Genomic DNA, 16,121 nt, shown 5'->3' with positions numbered 1-16,121 from the left:
CCCGGGCCCGTTCGCTGTGTGCGACGGCCGAGCCGGCCCCGCGAGCCGAGGCCAGCCCGGCCGATCACCCCGGCCGGCCGGCGCTGCGGCCTAGTAGAACGCGATGTAGAAGGCCGGGTTGACGAAGCCGTACCAGCCGTTGTCCTGGTTCAGTCGCATCTCGAAGTGCAGGTGGCAACCGGTGCTCGCGCCGCCCGTGGTGCCCACGTAGCCGATGAACTGGCCCGCCGCGACCTGCTGGCCGGGCGACACCGCCGCCCACTCGGCCATGTGCGCGTAGCGCGTCTGCCAGCCGGTCGGGTGGTTGATCGACACCATGTTGCCGCCGCCGTAGGGATCCCAGTACGACATCGCGACCGTTCCGCTCGCCGCCGCGACGATGGGCGTGTAGCAGCCCGCCGCGAGGTCGATGCCCGTGTGGTTCGGGCGGCCGGGAGGCGCGAAGTTGTCGGACACGTAGCTGTACGCGGTGGGGATCACCCAGCCGTTCGAGATGCCGCCGTTGCCGCCGCCGGTGTTCCCGCCGCCGGTGTTGCCACCGCCCGTGTTGCCGCCGCCGGTGTTCCCGCCACCGGTGTTGCCGCCACCGTTGTTGGCCTGCTCCTCCTGCTGGCGGGCGAGCTCCTCCTGCTGCTTGCGGTACTCCTCCGCGAGGCGGGCGAGCCGCTCGGCTTCCTTGCGGCGCTGCTCCTCCTCGATGCGGAGACGCTCCTCGTAGCCCTCGACGGTCTTCGTGGTCGTATCCTTCAGCGCTTCGAGCTGGGTGGCCAGCACGGTCTGCTGACGCTCCTGCTCAGCGACCTTGTCGCCCTGCGTCGCGGCAGCCGTCGCGGCTTCGGCCTCGAGCGTTGCCGCGCGGTCGCGCAGCTCCTCGCGCTCCTGCTCGGCCGCCGCGGCCTGCTTGCCGAGGGTGTCCGCGGTGTTCGCGGCCTGCTGCGCCTCCTCGGAGAGCTGCGTGTTGCGCTCGGTCGCCTTCGACATCGACGCCATGCGCTCGAGCAGCGCGTCGGCGGTGCTCTCGTCGGCGTCGAGGAAGAGCTCCATGCTGCGGTCGACGCCGCCGGAGCGGTACATCTGCGCGACGAGCACGCCCGCGCGATCGGCTGCCTCATCGGCCGCCTTCTTGCTCTCCTCGGCCTGCGTGCGCAGCGTCTGCGCACGGTCTGCGGCCTCACGCGCCGCGACGTCGGCCTCGTTCAGCTCCTGCAGCTTGGTCGAGTGGAGGTTGCGGAGCCGATCGAGCTCCTTCTCTCCGTCAGCGATGAGGCCCTCGATCTCGGTGACCTTCTTCGCCGCGGTCGCCTGATCCGCCTTCGCCGCCTGCACATCGTCCCAGGTGGGGAGGTCGAGGGCCGCCGCCGGAGTCGCGCCGAGCTGGCCTCCGATGAGGAGCCCGCTCGCGAACGCGCTCGCGCAGAGCACCCCGATCGCGCGCTGTGGCCAGCTGGTCTTCCGCTTCTGCATATCGCCTCGCATCCAAGTTTCGGGCAGAGTCGTCCGCATTTACGCTAGCACCCGCGGTGGAGCCTGAGTAGTCCGCCACGTGAACGCTGAGGATTCTGAGTGTGGGCGGGCGCGGCCACTACGGGGTTCCGGGGCCGAAGTGCGGGATCCGGATCCCGGTACTCGGCGTGCGCGGGCAGCCCACGGGGGCTAGGGCCCCGGAGCGGACTCCGGAGCGCGCGCAGGCCGGGGAGCCAGCGCCGGAGCGAGTTCCGGCGCTGGGTCGTCGAGCGAGCGCTGGCTCGCGGCGATGAGCTCGACCATCGCGAGGTGCAGTTCGGTGAGCTCTTCGGGGGTCATGCGCAGGCGCCGGGCCATCTCGAGGGGCACCTGCTCCGCGCGCTCCCGCAGCGCCTCCCCCGCGGGCGTGAGGGTGATCTCCAGGCGGCGCTCGTCGGCCGCGCTGCGCTGCCTGCGGGCCAGGCCCTGCGCTTCGAGCCGTTTGAGGAGCGGCGAGAGCGTCGAAGCCTCCTGGTGGAGCATCTTCGCGAGCGAGCTGAGGTCGAGCGAGCGGTGCTCCCACAGTGCGAGGAGCACGAGGTACTGCGGGTGCGTGATCCCGAGCGGATCGAGCACGGGTTTGTAGGCCGAGACGATCCCGCGGGAGGCCACGGTCAGCGCGAAGCAGACCTGTCGTTCCAGGGTGAGCGGGTCGGGCACGGTCATGCCGTCATCCTCTCAGATCACTCGCTGGGGCGGGAGTGCCTCATCGCTGCGTGCCGCTCGCGGATCGGGTGACGGCCGAGCGCTCGTCCCCGCGCTCGTCCCCGCGATCGTCCCCGCGATCGTTCTCGGTATCGAGGAGCGCCGCCGCGAAGAGCGGCCGCGCCGCGTCCGCGGCCGGCGGGTGGAACATGCCCGCGGCGGCGTCGCGGAAGAGCCGGCTCGCCTCGTGCCCGGCATTGTAGCCGGCCCCTCCCGCGCAGAGCAGCGCGACCTCGGCGGCCCGCCGCGCGGCCGCGGTCGCGTGCAGCCGCGCTCCCACGAGGCGCACCGACCAGCCGGATCCGTGGTTCACGAGCTCGTCGAAGTCGCGCGTCGTGGCGTCGAGCATCGCGGTGACCGGCAGCAGCTCGTAGAGCGCATCCGCCAGGCGCACACGCGACTCCGGCACCTCCGCGAGCGCGGCGCCGGCCTTCGCCGAGCGGCGCGAGCGGAGCCCCGCAGCGGCCACGTCGAGCGCCCGGCGCGCGAGCCCCGCGTACACCGAGCCGATCAGCAGCTGGAAATTCGCGGCGATCGCGAACGTGAGCAGATCCGGATCGGGGCCGACCGGCAGCCTGCGCACCACCCGCTCCGCGGCGAGCGCGACGTCGTCGAGCCGGGTAGCGCGGCTCTGGGAGGCGCGCATGCCGAGCACGTCCCACTGGTCCGAGATCGTGATCCCCGGCGTCCCCCGCGTGAGGAAGCCGTAGACGAGCTGCGGGGACGCCGGGTCGCTCGCATCGACGCCGTGCGTGAGCAGCCGCGTCCACACCGGCGAGAGCGAGGTGAAGATCTTGGTCCCCGTGAGGCGGTAGCCCCCGTCGGACTGCGGCACCGCGGCGGTCGTCGAGTCGCTCAGCACGAAGTCGTTGCCGGGCTCACTGATCCCGAACGCGAAGATCTCCCCCGCCATCGCTTCCGCGAAGACGCGGTCGAGGGAGCGATCGCCGCGCTCCCGCATCGCGCGCGCGACGCCCGTGCACATGAGGTGCATGTTGGTCGCGAGCGCGGTGCCGGGGGCCGCCCCCGCGAGCCGCTGCTGCAGGCGCGAGACCTCGTGGAGGCTCAGCCCGGGGCCCCCGAACTCCTCCGGCACGAAGACCGTGAGGTAGCCCTGCGCGCGCAGCTCGTCGAGGTCGGCGGTGAAGAACGTGTTCTCTCGGTCGGTGTCCGCCGCGCGCGCACGGATGCGCTCGATCAGGGCGTCGGGGAGGAAGCGCTCCGCCAGTTCCGCATGCCGGGTTTCCCGATCGCTCACGTCGTGCTCCGTCCGCTCAGGGCGCTGCCGCGCCGGTTCCCCGCCAGCCTACGCCCGCGCCGCGCACGGGGCTGAACCGCCGTGGGTGCTTCGGGACTGAGTGTTCTTCCGGACCGAGCGCTCTTCCGGCCTGAGTGTTCTTCCGGCCTGAGCGCTCTTCCGACCCGCCAGCGCCGCGAGCGCCGTAAGCGCAGTGAGCGCCGTGAGCGCCTACGATGCTGCCATGGGGAGTATCGAGGAGACGCCCGAGCGACTGCTGCAGATCCGCTGGGTCGCGCGATCTGATCAGCCCGCACCGATCGAGGCGCACTCCCCCGCGGAGGCGCTCGAGCTGCTCTCGGCGGGCAGCCGCCGCTTCGCCGCGCTGGGAAGCTCGGGCGGGGATCTGGAGCTGCGGCTCGACCCGGAGGCGCTCGGCTTCGTGAACACCTCGGACCCGGATGGGATCCTCAACCAGGAGCCCTTCGCGGCCGTGCTCGGCTGCTCGGACGCCCGCGTGCCGCTCGAACTCGCGCTGGGCCGTGGGGCCAACGACCTCTTCGTCGTGCGGGTGGCGGGGAACGTGCCGGGCTCCGCCTGCCTCGGGAGCCTCCTGTACGCGGCGGCGCACCTGCCCCGCGTGCAGCTCTTCGCCGTGGTGGGGCACTCGCAGTGCGGCGCGGTGACCACGGCTGTCGACGCGCTCCTCTTCCCCGAGACCTACCCCGAACTCGCCCGGCTCGCGCCGCTCCGCGAGATCGTCGACGCGGTCTTCGGCAGCGTGCGCCTCGCGGCGGCGGCGCTGCAGCGCGTCACGGGGAGCGCGACCTTCCTCGCGGCGGCCGAGTCCCGGGAGCTGCGCGAGGCGCTCATCGCGCTCACCGCGGTCGCCAACGCGGCGCTCAGCGCCAACGTCGTGGCGCAACACCTCGACCGGGCGGCGGCGTTCGGGGTGTACGAGCTCGCGGAGCGCACCGTCGGCGTGATGCGGGCGGGCGGCTGGGAGCCCGGCCTGCGCATGGCCCCGAGCGACGACGCGGGGCTCCGCGAGGTGCTGCGCGAGGCGGCCGAGGGCTACGTGTCGGGCTGGCTCGCGGAGAGCTCCGCGAACGATCCCGCGTAGGCGTCGACGAGCGCGTCGGCATCGACGAGCGCGCCGAAGGCGTGGGATCCCGAGCCGAGCGCGATCCGCTGCCCCGCGAGGCTCGCATCGAGGATGACCGGCCAGGGCGTGCTCGCGCCGAGCGGCGTGATGGTGCCGCGCTCGTAGCCGGTCGCGGCGAACGCACCCGCGGCGTCGGGCAGAGAGAGTTTGTTCACGCCGAGCAGGGCGCGGAGCTTCGGCCAGGAGAACTGCGCGCGGAGCGGGGCGATCACGAAGACGAACTCGTCGCGGCGCTGCACGACGACGGTCTTCGCGATGGGCACGCCGCCCAGGGTGCCGTCGGCGGGCGGCCCCTCTCCGGTGCGGGGGACGAACGCAACGTCGAGCCCGCGCTCGGCGGCGTCGGCGGCCGCTCGGCCGACCTCTGCGTGCTCGGTCATGGTGCCTCCTGGGATCGGTGGGTGGGTGGGGTGGCTCGTTGGCTGGGGTGACTGGCGCGGATCGCTGGCTGGGGCGGATCGCCCGCTGGCGGCTGGCGTGCGCCGGGGCGCCCGGTGCTCCGGCCCGTGGTCCAGCAGACACAACGACGCGGGGCGGCCGGAGATTCCCGGCCGCCCCGCGTGGGTGGGTGCGCGCGGCGGCTACTCGGCCGCGATGACCTCGTTGGAGCGGGTGTGGAGGTTGACGCCCTTCGGCTCCTTCACGAGCGAGACGGCGATGAGCGAGATGATCGTGACGCCGAGGATGTAGGCGCCGATCGTCCAGGAGGCGCCCGTCGCGCCAAACACGAGGTCGGCAATCATGGGGGCGAAGGCCCCGCCGAAGATCGCGCCGATCGCGTAGCCGATCGAGACGCCCGAGTAGCGCACATCCGCGGGGAACATCTCGGCGTACAGGGAGGCCTGCGGCCCGTAGGACAGGCCGAGCCCGATCGTCATGAGGAAGAGGGCGAGGAAGTACATGCCCAGGTTGCCAGTGTCGATCAGGAACCACATCGGGATCGCCCAGATCCCGAGCAGCACGTAGCCGATCTGGAAGGTGCGGACGCGACCGATCCGGTCCGACAGGATGCCGCCGTAGAGCGTGAAGATCAGCCAGCCGAAGGAGGCGAGGGTCGTCGCGAGCAGCACGGGCGGCCGCTCGAGGCCGAGCCCGCCCGCGTCGACCGGGCGCGTGGCGTAGGTCGAGAAGAAGGCGATGAGCAGGTAGCCGGCGGCGTTGTTCGCGATGAAGATCAGCGCGGCCAAGATCACCTCGCGGGCGTGCTTCGAGAAGAGCGTCTTGAGCGGGGTCGCCGACTCGCCCTTGCGCTCCTGCAGCTGCTTGAACACGGGCGATTCCTCGACCGTCTTCCGGATGAAGTAGCCGACGAGGATCAGCACGATCGAGAAGAGGAACGGGATGCGCCAGCCCCACGTGAGGAACTGCTCCTCGGTGAGGGTGGTGGTGATCACCCACATCGTCGCGGTGGCGAGGATCATGCCGAGCGGCACACCGATCTGCGGGTAGGCGCCGAAGAAGCCGCGCCGGCCCTTCGGGGCGTGCTCGACCGACATGAGCGCGGCACCGCCCCACTCGCCGCCCGCCGAGAAGCCCTGGAGCACGCGGAGCAGGATGAGGAGCACGGGCGCCGCGATCCCGATCTGCGCGTAGGTCGGCAGGATGCCGATGAGCGCGGTGGCGAGGCCCATCATGACGAGGGTGAGCACGAGCATCCGCTTGCGCCCGAGCCGGTCGCCCAGGTGTCCGGCGACGATGGCGCCGAGCGGGCGGAAGAGGAAGGAGATCCCGAGCGAGGCCCAGGAGACGATCTGGCCGACGGTCTCCCCCGCGGGGGCGAAGTAGAGGGTGGCGAACACCGCACCGGCCGCCTGGGCGTAGATGAAGAAGTCGTACCACTCGATCGTGGTGCCGACGACGGTGCCCGCGAGCACCTTGCGCTCTTCCCGGCGTCGGGCGTCGGCCTGAGCGGTCTCGCTCCCGGCCACGGCAGTATCTGTCATGTGAACTCCGTTGTTCGTCTGCTGCTGTCGGATATCCTGACCGAACGGTCGGATAGGGACAGAGTGTACACACCCGCCCAGGCGACCGCGAGCCGGGCCGAGCGACGACGAACCGGGCCGGATCAGCCGATCCGACGCTCGGCGGCGACGTTCGGGAAGTCCTCGAAGATGAGCAGCGTGCGCGAGGTGCGCACCGACGGAATCGCCTGCACCTCCTCGAGCACCACCCGACGGAGATCGCGGTTGTCCCGGGCCCGCACGAGGAGCAGCACGTCAAACTCGCCGCCCACGAGCGCGATGTGCTCGACCTCGGGGATCTGCGTGAGGCGCTCGCGCACCTCCTGCCAGGCAGGCTGCTCAACGGAGAGCGTCACGTAGGCGGAGGCGTGCAGGCCCGAGCGGACGGGATCCGTGCGGATCGTGAAGCCGGTGATGACGCCCGCCTCGCGCAGTCGGCCGAGACGCGCGTGGGCCCCCGCGCGCGAAATGTGCACGGCCTCCGCGAGTGCCGTCATGGACGCTCGGGCGTCCCGTCGCAGCACCTCGATGATGGCGCGATCCGTCTCGTCCAGCTCCACGGCAGACCCTCTCCGCACCACGCCGCGTTGCGGGGTGCATTCGTACGCAATAGTGACAGCTTTGCGCTCGTTCGTCCAGGGAGCACCCCCGAAAAACGGACGATCACTACGCTGAGGGGCACAGATCGTGAACTCATGTCAGCTCAAGGAGGAGCCGTGTCCAGTTCAGCAGAGTCGCTGCTGCCCCGGGAGACCCCGGTACAGCTCATCGACCCGTCGGGCGCCGCCGTCGCGGACCCCCAGTTCAGCGCCCCGAGCGCCGAGGAGCTCGTCGGCGCGTACGGCGCGCTCGTCGCCGGGCGCCGCATCAACGACCAGTGCAACGCGCTCGTGCGCCAGGGGCGCCTCGCCGTCTACCCCTCGTCGAACGGCCAGGAGGCCTGCCAGATCGCGGCGGCCCGCGTGCTCCGCGAGACCGACTGGCTCTTCCCCACCTACCGGGACTCCGTCTCGGTGATCGCCCGCGGCGTGCAGCCCGAGCAGGCCATGGTCCTGCTGCGCGGCGACTGGCACTCGGGCTACGACCCGAACGAGTTCCGCGTGGCCCCGCAGGCCACCCCGCTCGCGACGCAGCTGCTCCACGCCGTGGGCTTCGCCCACGCGGCGAAGCTGCGCGGCGAAGACACCGTCGTGCTCGCCATGTGCGGCGACGGGGCCACGAGCGAGGGCGACTTCCACGAGGCGATGAACTTCGCAGCCGTATTCCACCTGCCCGTCGTGTTCTTCGTGCAGAACAACGAGTTCGCGATCTCCGTGCCCCTGTCGCGCCAGACCGCGGCCCCCTCGCTCGCCCACAAGGCGATCGGCTACGGCTTGCCGGGCGAGCGCGTCGACGGCAACGACGTCGCCGCGCTCCTCGCCGTGCTCGGCTCAGCGGTCGATCGGGCCCGCGCGGGTGGCGGGCCGAGCCTCGTCGAGGCGCACACCTACCGCATGCTGGCGCACACGAACGCCGACGACGACACCCGCTACCGCGAGCACGAGGAGGTGCAGGCCTGGATCGAGCGTGACCCGCTCGCCCGGGTGCGCGCGCACCTGCGCGCCGCGGGGCTCCTCGACGAGGCGACCGAGGAGCGCTTCACCGCGAACGCCGAGCGCACCGCGACTGAGCTCCGCGAGGCCATGAACGCCGAGCCCGCCGTCGACCCCGAGGAGCTGTTCTCCCACGTCTACGCCGAGCAGCCGGCGACGCTCAGCGCCCAGTGGGCGCTCCTGCAGGACGAGATCGCACGAACGGAGGCCCCCGCATGAGCACCGCGACCCTGACCCAGCAGCCCACCGCCGAGACGCGCGGGCCCCGGCCTGCGGGGAGCACCCCCGCGAGCGGGACGAGCCGCGCCGAGACCCCCGTGGTCGAGACGATGACGATGGCCGCGGCGCTCAACCGCGCGCTCGCCGACGCGCTCACCGAGGACGAGCGCGTGCTCATCTTCGGCGAGGACGTGGGCGCCCTGGGCGGCGTGTTCCGCATCACCGACGGGCTCACCGCCCGCTTCGGCGAGGACCGCTGCTTCGACACCCCGCTCGCCGAGTCCGGGATCATGGGCACCGCCGTCGGCATGGCGATGAACGGGCTCATCCCGGTCGTCGAGATGCAGTTCGACGCGTTCGCGCTCCCCGCCTTCGAGCAGGTGGTGAGCCACGTCGCGAAGCTCGGCAACCGCACCCGCGGCGCCAGTCGCATGCCCATCGTGATCCGGATCCCCTTCGGCGGCGGCATCGGCGGCGTCGAGCACCACTGCGACTCCTCCGAGGCCTACTACGCGCACACCCCGGGCCTCACCGTGGTCTCGCCGAGCACGCCCCAGGAGGCGTACTCGCTGCTGCGCGCGGCAATCGCCTCCCCCGACCCGGTCGTCTTCATGGAGCCGAAGAAGCTCTACTGGTCGAAGGGCCCCGTCGACACCTCGATCACCGCCGAGCTCCGCAAGGCCCGCGTGGTGCGCGAGGGCACCGACGTCACCCTCATCAGCTACGGACCCTCCGTGCAGATCGCGCTCGAGGCCGCCGAGGCCGCAGCGGCGGATGGCCGCAGCGTGCAGGTGGTCGACGTGCGCACCCTCGCGCCGTTCGACGACGAGACGGTCATGGCCGCCGTGCGCGGCACGGGGCGCGCGGTCGTGATCGCGGAGGCGCCCGGCTTCGTGAGCGTCGCCTCCGAGATCCAGGCCCGCGTCTTCGAGCAGTGCTTCGAATTCCTCGAGGCACCCGTGCGGCGGGTGACCGGCTTCGACGTGCCGTTCCCCTCCCCCAAGTTCGAGCACTGGAACCTGCCCGACGCGGAGCGCGTGCTCGACGCGATCGACTCGCTGCACTGGGAGGAGGACGAGCGATGAGCGTGCAGACCTTCATGCTGCCCGACCTCGGCGAGGGGCTCACCGAAGCGGTGCTCGTGCGCTGGACGGTCGCTGTCGGCGACACCATCGGGATCGACCAGGTGATCGCCGAGGTCGAGACCGCGAAGAGCATCGTGGACCTCCCCTCCCCGTACGCGGGAACCGTGCTCGCGCGCCACGGCGACGAGGGTGGCACGATCCTCACGGGCGCTCCCGTCATCGAGATCGAGGACGGCGCGAGCGGCGCCGCGGATCCGAGCGCCCCTGCGGCGAGCGCAGCAAGCACGGCGAGCGCAGCAAGCACGACCGGATCCGCGGGAGCCGGGAGCTCCGCCGAGCACGAGGCCTACCGCGCCGAGGAGCAGGCCGGATCCGGCAACGTGCTCATCGGCTACGGCACGGGCGCCGGGCCCGCGCGCGGGCGGCGACGGCGCCGCGGCACGACGATGCGGCCGCCCGAGCGCCCCGCGGCCCCGGAGCCGGCCGGCCGGCCGGAGCAGCCCGAGCGACCGCGGCCGGTCGCCGTGCGCTCGCCGATCGTGCGCCGCCTCGCGCGCGAGCTCGGCGTCGATCCCGCGACGCTCGCTCCGAGCGGACCCGACGGCGCCGTGACGCGCGCCGACGTGCTCCGCGCGGCGGGCGCGGGAGCCGCGGCGGGCGCGGAAACCGCCCCCAGGCCTGGAGCCAGCGCCGGCACGGAAACCGCCCCCGGCGCGGCCCCGGGAATGGCCGCCGCGCCCGACGGCCCGCTTCGGGTGCTCCGCACGGAGCCGTTCACGCCGCTCCGCAAGGCGGTCAGCGCGACGCTCGGCCGCAGCCGCGCGGAGATCCCCGAGGCGACGGTGTGGGTCGACGTCGATGTCAGCGAGCTGTGGGCGCTGCGCCCGGCGATGGCCGCGCCCGGCGAGAAAGCCCCCTCGTTCACCGCGCTGTTCGCGCGCTACGTGCTGCTCGCCCTCGAGCGCTTCCCGCTCCTCGCGGGCCGCCTGACCGGCGCCGCCGACGCGATCGAGCTCTTCGACGGCGTGAACCTTGGAGTCGCGGTCGACACGGACCGCGGGCTCATGGTGCCGGTGATCCCGCGCGCCGATGCACTGCCGCTCGGCGCGCTCGACGGCGCGCTGCGCACGCTCGCGTCGACGGCGCGGGACGGGCGCACGCCGCCGGAGCTGCTCCGCGACTCGACGTTCACCGTCAACAACTACGGCGCGTTCGGCGTGGACGGCTCCGCCGCGATCATCAACACGCCGAACGTCGCGATCCTCGGCATCGGCCGCATCATCGAGCGCCCGTGGGTTGTCGGCGGGGAGATCGTGCCCCGCCGGATCGCGCAGCTCTCGCTCGTGTTCGATCACCGCGTCTGCGACGGCGGCTACGCCGCTGGGTTCCTGCGCGCCGTGGTCGATCTGCTCGAGCAGCCGCTCACCGCCTACCCGCGGGTCTGACCGCGCCGGGGCTCCGGGTGTTTGCACGGAGCCCCGCGGCACCCTATTGTTGAATTCATTACCGACCGATCAGTCACTAATTCGAGTGGCGGGCGTTCGGGGCAAGACGAGGAGGTCAACGCCCATGCCAGAGGCATATCTCGTAGGAGGGGTGCGCACCCCGGTCGGTCGCTACGGCGGAGCACTCGCGGGCGTCCGCCCCGACGACCTCGCCGCGGCCGTGCTCCGCGCCGCAGTGGAGCGCTCCGGTCTGAGCCCCGAGGCCATCGCCGGGGGCGCAATCGACGAGGTCATCCTCGGCGCAGCGAACCAGGCGGGCGAGGACAACCGGAACGTGGCCCGCATGGCCGTGCTCCTCGCGGGACTCCCCGATGAGCTGCCCGGATACACCGTCAACCGCCTCTGCGCTTCCGGCATGACCGCCGTCGCGAGCGCGTCTCAGGCGATCCGCGCGGGCGACGCCGACCTCATCCTCGCGGGCGGCGTCGAGTCGATGACCCGCGCCCCCTGGGTGCAGGAGAAGCCCGGCCGCGCCTGGGCGAAACCCGGCGCGCAGTTCGATACCTCGATCGGATGGCGCTTCACGAACCCCGCGCTTGCCGCCCGCAACAAGGCGACCTTCTCCATGCCCGAAACGGCGGAGGAGGTGGCGCGCGTCGACGCGATCACCCGCGCCGACGCCGACGCCTTCGCGGTCGAGAGCCATCGGCGCGCGAGCGAGGCCATCGCCGCGGGCCGCTTCCGCGACGAGATCGTGCCCATCGAGGCCCCGCACGGCCGCACCACGCGCGTCGTCGACACCGACGAGGGTCCGCGCCCCGACACGAGCGCCGAGGTGCTTGCCGGGCTCCGCCCCGTGGTCGCCGGCGGCGAGGTCGTCACCGCGGGCAACGCGTCCTCGCTGAACGACGGCGCATCCGCCCTCCTCGTCGCGAGCGGCGAGGCGGTCGAGCGCTACGGCCTCACCCCGCGCGCCCGCATCGTCACGAGCGTGTCCGCGGCCCTCGCCCCCGAGGTGATGGGGCTCGGCCCCGTGCCTGCGACGGAGAAGGCCCTGGCGCGCGCCGGCCTCACGGCGGCGGACCTCGGCTCGATCGAGCTCAACGAGGCCTTCGCCTCGCAGTCGCTCGCCTGCATCCGCCGACTCGGGCTCGACCCCGCGCGCGTGAACGCCGACGGCGGCGCCATCGCACTCGGCCACCCGCTCGGCTCCTCCGGCTCGCGCCTGCTCGTCACGCTCCTCGGCCGCATGGAGCGCGAGGGATCGCGCTACGGCCTCGCCACCATGTGCGTCGGCGTGGGCCAGGGCACCGCGACCATCATCGAGCGGGTGCAGCCGTGAGCGCCCCCGCACCCGGCGCCGAGGCGCACCGCAGCCCGCTCACGGTCGAGGATCGCGGCACCCACGTGCTCGCCACCCTCGACCGCCCGGAGAAGCGGAACGCGATCGATCAGGACCTCATCGACGCGCTCCACGCGCTGTGCGCCGAGCTCGAGCGGGATCCGCGCACGCTCGTGCTCCACGGCGCGGGCGGCGACTTCGCCGCGGGCGCCGACATCGCACAGCTGCGCGAGCGCCGCGCCGCCGACGCACGCGCGGGCATCAACACGCGCGCGTTCATGCGGATCTCGGCGCTCCCCATGCCCGTCATCGCCGCGCTCGACGGCTACGCACTCGGCGGCGGCGCCGAGCTCGCCTACGCCGCGGACGTCCGCGTGGGCACCCCGGCGCTCCGCATCGGCAACCCGGAGACCGGGCTCGGCATCCTCGCCGCCGCGGGCGCGAGCTGGCGCCTGCGCGAGCTCGTGGGCGAGCCGCTCGCGGCGGAGATCCTCCTCACGGGCCGGATCCTGGACGGCGCCGAGGCGTTCGCCGCGGGGCTCGTGACCCACCTCCTCGACACCGGAGCGGAGGCCCTCGCCACCGCCGAGAAGATCGCGGCCCGGGTGGCGAAGCTCGATCCCGAGGCGACCCGCGCGACGAAGCGGGTGCTGCGCGCCCCCCGCGAGGCGCACCCGGCCATCGACCTCGCCGAGCAGGCGACGCTCTTCGAGAGCCCCGAGAAGATGCGCCGCATGACCGAGTTCCTCGAGCGGAAGAAGAAGTGACGATGTCTCCCGAGCCCGCACACGCAGATTCCGTTCCGGCCCGCGTCGGCGTCCTGGGCGGCGGGCGCATGGGCGGCGGGATCGCCCACGCCTTCCTCCTCGCCGGCGCCGCCGCGGTGACCGTCGTCGAGCGCGACGCCGCGGCGGCGGACGCCGCGCGCGAGCGCATCGAGCGCAGCATCGACGCCTCGCTCGCGCGCGGCTTCGCGGGCGACGCGGCCGCGCTGCGGGCCGCACTCACCGTCGCGACCGACGCGAGCGCCTTCGCGGGCGCCGAGCTCGTCGTCGAGGCCGTGCCCGAGTCGCTCGACCTGAAGCTCTCGGCGCTGCGCGCGATCGAGGCCCAGCTCTCCGCCGACGCCGTGATCGCGTCGAACACGTCCTCGATCCCGCTCGCCCAGCTCGCGGGCGCGCTCAGCCGCCCCGAGCGCTTCATCGGACTGCACTTCTTCAACCCCGTCCCGGCGTCCTCACTCATCGAGGTTGTCGTCTGCGGCACGAGCGACGAGGCGCTCCCCGAGCGGGCGCGAGCCTGGGTGCGCGCGCTCGGCAAGACCCCCATCACGGTCGCCGATGCGCCCGGCTTCGCGTCGAGCAGGCTCGGCGTCGCGCTCGCCCTCGAAGCGATCCGGATGGTGGAGCAGGGCGTGGCCTCCGCGGCCGACATCGACCTCGCCATGGAGCTCGGCTACCGCCACCCCACGGGCCCGCTGCGCACCACCGACATCGTCGGCCTCGACGTGCGCCTCGGGATCGCGGAGCATCTCGAGCGCGATCTCGGGCCGAACTTCACCCCGCCGCAGCTGCTGCGCGACATGGTCGCCGCGGGCAAGCTCGGCCGCAAGACCGGATCCGGCTTCTACAACTGGCCCGACGCCTCCGGCTGAGCCGGGCTGGGCCGGCAGAGCTGGGCCGGCAGACCTGGGCCGGCCGAGCTGGGCCGGCAGAGCCGAACGACGACGCGGATCCCGCACCCCTCACGAAACGAACGGAGCATCCCATGACCCGCACGCTGCAGAGCTACGTCCAGGGCGCCTGGTGGCAGCCCGCCGACGCCGACCTGGCCGCGGCCCCGGCCGCCGAGGTGCGCGACGCGGTCACGGGCGAGCTCGTTGCCCGCGTGTCGAGCGCAGGGCTCGACCTCGACGCCGCAATGACCTACGCCCGCACCACCGGCCAGGCGGCGCTCGGCGCGCTCACCTTCCACCAGCGCGCTGTGATCCTGAAGCAGCTCGCCCTCGCCCTCACCGAGCGGAAGGCCGAGCTGTACGAGCTCTCCACCCGGACCGGCGCGACGAAGACCGACTCGTGGGTCGACATCGACGGCGGGATCGGCGTGCTCTTCACCTACTCGGGCAAGGGGCGCCGCGAGCTGCCGAACGCCCGCGTGCAGCTCGACGGCCCCGTCGAGCCGCTCTCGAAGGACGGCTCGTTCATCGGCCGGCACATCCGCACCACGCTCCCGGGCGTCGCGGTGCAGATCAACGCCTTCAATTTCCCGGTCTGGGGCGCGCTCGAGAAGCTCGCGCCCGCGTTCCTCGCGGGCATGCCGACCATCATCAAGCCGGCGACGCCCGGCGCGTACCTCACCGAGCAGCTGGTGCGGATCATGGTCGAGTCCGGCCTCCTTCCGGAGGGCTCCGTGCAGCTCGTCACCGGTTCGATCCGCGAGGTGTTCGCGCACGCCCGCCTCGGCGACGTCGTGTCGTTCACGGGGTCCGCGTCGACCGCCGAGAGCCTCCGCCTGCACCCGGCCGTGCAGACGGGCGGCGTGATCTTCGGCGCCGAGACCGACTCGATCAACGCCTCCGTGCTCGGCCCCGACGCCGTACCAGGCACCCCCGAGTTCGACGGCTACGTGCGCCAGCTCGTCGCCGAGATGACGACGAAGGCCGGCCAGAAGTGCACCGCGATCCGCCGGGCGATCGTGCCCGCGCCGCTCGCCGACGCGGTGGCTGAGGCCGTGGCCGAACGCATCGCCGCGAAGGTGGTCGTGGGCGATCCGCGCACCGAGGGGGTCACGATGGGTGCCCTCGCCTCGGCCGAGCAGCGCAGCGAGGTGCTGCGCCAGGTGCAGGCCCTCGTCGACGGCGGAGGCCGCGTCCTCCTCGGGGGCGGCCAGGAGCACGGCGACGGCGGGGCCGGTGGCGCGTTCCTCGACCCGATCCTGCTCCGCTTCGACGATCCGACCGCGGCGCGCGTGCACGACACGGAGGCGTTCGGCCCGGTCTCCTCGATCATCGCCTACGACTCCCCCGCGGAGGCGGCGGAGCTCGTCGCGCGGGGCGGCGGCTCGCTCGTCACGAGTGTGGCGTCGGCGGATCCCGAGTTCGTCGCGCAGCTCACCCGGCGCATCGCCTCGGGCAACGGCCGCGTGCTCACCCTCGACCGCACGAGCGCCCGCGCATCGACCGGCCACGGCTCGCCCCTGCCGAACCTCGTGCACGGCGGCCCGGGCCGCGCCGGCGGCGGCGAGGAGCTCGGCGGTGTGCGCAGCGTGTTCCACTACATGCAGCGCACCGCGATCCAGGGCAGCCCCGAAATGCTCACCGCGATCACCGGCGTGTGGCACGCGGGCGCGGCGACCCGCGAGGACGTGCACCCGTTCCGCAAGTCGCTGCAGGAGCTCCGGATCGGCGACCGCGTCGTCTCCGAGCCCCGCGAGGTGACCCTCGACGACATCACGCACTTCGCCGAGTTCACGGGCGACACCTTCTACGCGCACACCGACGAGGAGGCCGCCGCCGCGAACCCGTTCTTCCCGGGGCGCGTGGCCCACGGCTACCTGCTCCTCTCGTTCGCGGCGGGCCTCTTCGTGTCGCCCGAGCCGGGGCCCGTGCTCGCGAACTACGGACTCGAGAGCCTGCGCTTCATCACGCCCGTTTCCCCCGGCGATCGCGTGCGCGTCGCGCTCACCGCGAAGCAGATCGTGCCGCGCGAGACCGACGAGTACGGCGAGGTGCACTGGGACGCCGTCCTCACGAACCAGAACGACGAGACCGTCGCCACGTACGACGTGCTGACGCTGGTCTCGAAGACGCCGGAGCCGCTGGCGGGCTAGCCGCTGGCAGGCTCGCCGCTGGGGCAGCGGGCGCGGGGC

At 73.0% G+C, this 16,121-nt stretch carries 14 protein-coding genes; 8 read left to right on the top strand and 6 right to left on the bottom strand.

Annotated features, from left to right (window positions below):
• Positions 1-90: 90 nt before the first annotated feature.
• The 3 genes from U874_RS0112895 to U874_RS0112885 all read right to left on the bottom strand — a co-directional run bounded on the left by U874_RS0112895 (position 91) and on the right by U874_RS0112885 (position 3,466).
• Complete coding sequence (locus tag U874_RS0112895; protein ID WP_025134953.1) at positions 91-1,464, bottom strand: M23 family metallopeptidase; 1,374 nt, start codon at positions 1,462-1,464, stop codon at positions 91-93.
• A gap of 189 nt (positions 1,465-1,653) precedes the next feature.
• Positions 1,654-2,169 (bottom strand): MarR family winged helix-turn-helix transcriptional regulator, encoded by a 516-nt coding sequence (locus U874_RS0112890; RefSeq protein ID WP_025134952.1) that lies wholly within the window; start codon positions 2,167-2,169, stop codon positions 1,654-1,656.
• A gap of 40 nt (positions 2,170-2,209) precedes the next feature.
• A complete protein-coding gene (locus U874_RS0112885) occupies positions 2,210-3,466 on the bottom strand; it encodes an acyl-CoA dehydrogenase family protein (RefSeq protein WP_025134951.1) in 1,257 nt (418 codons plus the stop codon).
• 223 nt (positions 3,467-3,689) lie between these two features.
• On the opposite strand from U874_RS0112885, the gene U874_RS14890 reads away from it, so the two are divergent.
• Positions 3,690-4,568: a carbonic anhydrase gene (locus U874_RS14890; RefSeq protein ID WP_025134950.1), complete on the top strand. Its 879-nt coding sequence runs from the start codon at positions 3,690-3,692 to the stop codon at positions 4,566-4,568.
• On the opposite strand, the gene U874_RS0112875 is transcribed toward U874_RS14890, so the two are convergent.
• From U874_RS0112875 to U874_RS0112860, 3 genes are all read right to left on the bottom strand, one after another.
• On the bottom strand, positions 4,520-4,990 hold the full coding sequence (locus U874_RS0112875) for an aminoacyl-tRNA deacylase (protein ID WP_025134949.1): 471 nt from the start codon (positions 4,988-4,990) through the stop codon (positions 4,520-4,522). The two genes, U874_RS14890 and U874_RS0112875, sit on opposite strands and share 49 nt — an antisense overlap.
• A 201-nt stretch (positions 4,991-5,191) precedes the next feature.
• Positions 5,192-6,553 carry an MFS transporter gene (locus U874_RS0112865; protein ID WP_029988439.1) on the bottom strand — a complete coding sequence of 454 codons (1,362 nt, stop codon included), beginning with the start codon at positions 6,551-6,553 and terminating at the stop codon, positions 5,192-5,194.
• 122 nt (positions 6,554-6,675) lie between these two features.
• Positions 6,676-7,131, bottom strand: a complete 456-nt coding sequence (locus U874_RS0112860; protein WP_025134947.1) for an Lrp/AsnC family transcriptional regulator — start codon at positions 7,129-7,131, stop codon at positions 6,676-6,678.
• 135 nt (positions 7,132-7,266) lie between these two features.
• On the opposite strand from U874_RS0112860, the gene pdhA reads away from it, so the two are divergent.
• The 7 genes from pdhA to paaZ all read left to right on the top strand — a co-directional run bounded on the left by pdhA (position 7,267) and on the right by paaZ (position 16,082).
• Complete coding sequence (gene pdhA / locus U874_RS0112855) at positions 7,267-8,382, top strand: pyruvate dehydrogenase (acetyl-transferring) E1 component subunit alpha (protein WP_051582927.1); 1,116 nt, start codon at positions 7,267-7,269, stop codon at positions 8,380-8,382.
• Positions 8,379-9,467 carry an alpha-ketoacid dehydrogenase subunit beta gene (locus tag U874_RS0112850; RefSeq protein WP_025134945.1) on the top strand — a complete coding sequence of 363 codons (1,089 nt, stop codon included), beginning with the start codon at positions 8,379-8,381 and terminating at the stop codon, positions 9,465-9,467. Before pdhA ends, U874_RS0112850 begins: the two co-directional genes overlap by 4 nt.
• The gene (locus U874_RS0112845) at positions 9,464-10,912 is read left to right on the top strand and encodes a dihydrolipoamide acetyltransferase family protein (protein WP_025134944.1); all 1,449 of its coding nucleotides are present in this window, start codon (positions 9,464-9,466) and stop codon (positions 10,910-10,912) included. The genes U874_RS0112850 and U874_RS0112845 overlap by 4 nt, the downstream gene beginning before the upstream one ends.
• A 124-nt stretch (positions 10,913-11,036) precedes the next feature.
• Positions 11,037-12,254 carry an acetyl-CoA C-acyltransferase gene (locus U874_RS0112840; protein ID WP_025134943.1) on the top strand — a complete coding sequence of 406 codons (1,218 nt, stop codon included), beginning with the start codon at positions 11,037-11,039 and terminating at the stop codon, positions 12,252-12,254.
• The gene (locus U874_RS0112835) at positions 12,251-13,021 is read left to right on the top strand and encodes an enoyl-CoA hydratase/isomerase family protein (RefSeq protein WP_025134942.1); all 771 of its coding nucleotides are present in this window, start codon (positions 12,251-12,253) and stop codon (positions 13,019-13,021) included. The genes U874_RS0112840 and U874_RS0112835 overlap by 4 nt, the downstream gene beginning before the upstream one ends.
• A gap of 2 nt (positions 13,022-13,023) precedes the next feature.
• The gene (locus tag U874_RS0112830) at positions 13,024-13,908 is read left to right on the top strand and encodes a 3-hydroxyacyl-CoA dehydrogenase family protein (protein WP_025134941.1); all 885 of its coding nucleotides are present in this window, start codon (positions 13,024-13,026) and stop codon (positions 13,906-13,908) included.
• Positions 13,909-14,021: 113 nt separating this feature from the next.
• Positions 14,022-16,082, top strand: a complete 2,061-nt coding sequence (gene paaZ / locus U874_RS0112825; RefSeq protein WP_025134940.1) for a phenylacetic acid degradation bifunctional protein PaaZ — start codon at positions 14,022-14,024, stop codon at positions 16,080-16,082.
• Positions 16,083-16,121 lie beyond the last annotated feature (39 nt).

It is taken from the genome of Leucobacter sp. PH1c, from assembly GCF_000633415.1.
Lineage (GTDB): Bacteria > Actinomycetota > Actinomycetes > Actinomycetales > Microbacteriaceae > Leucobacter.
This window is presented reverse-complemented; position numbering and strand designations above follow the sequence as displayed.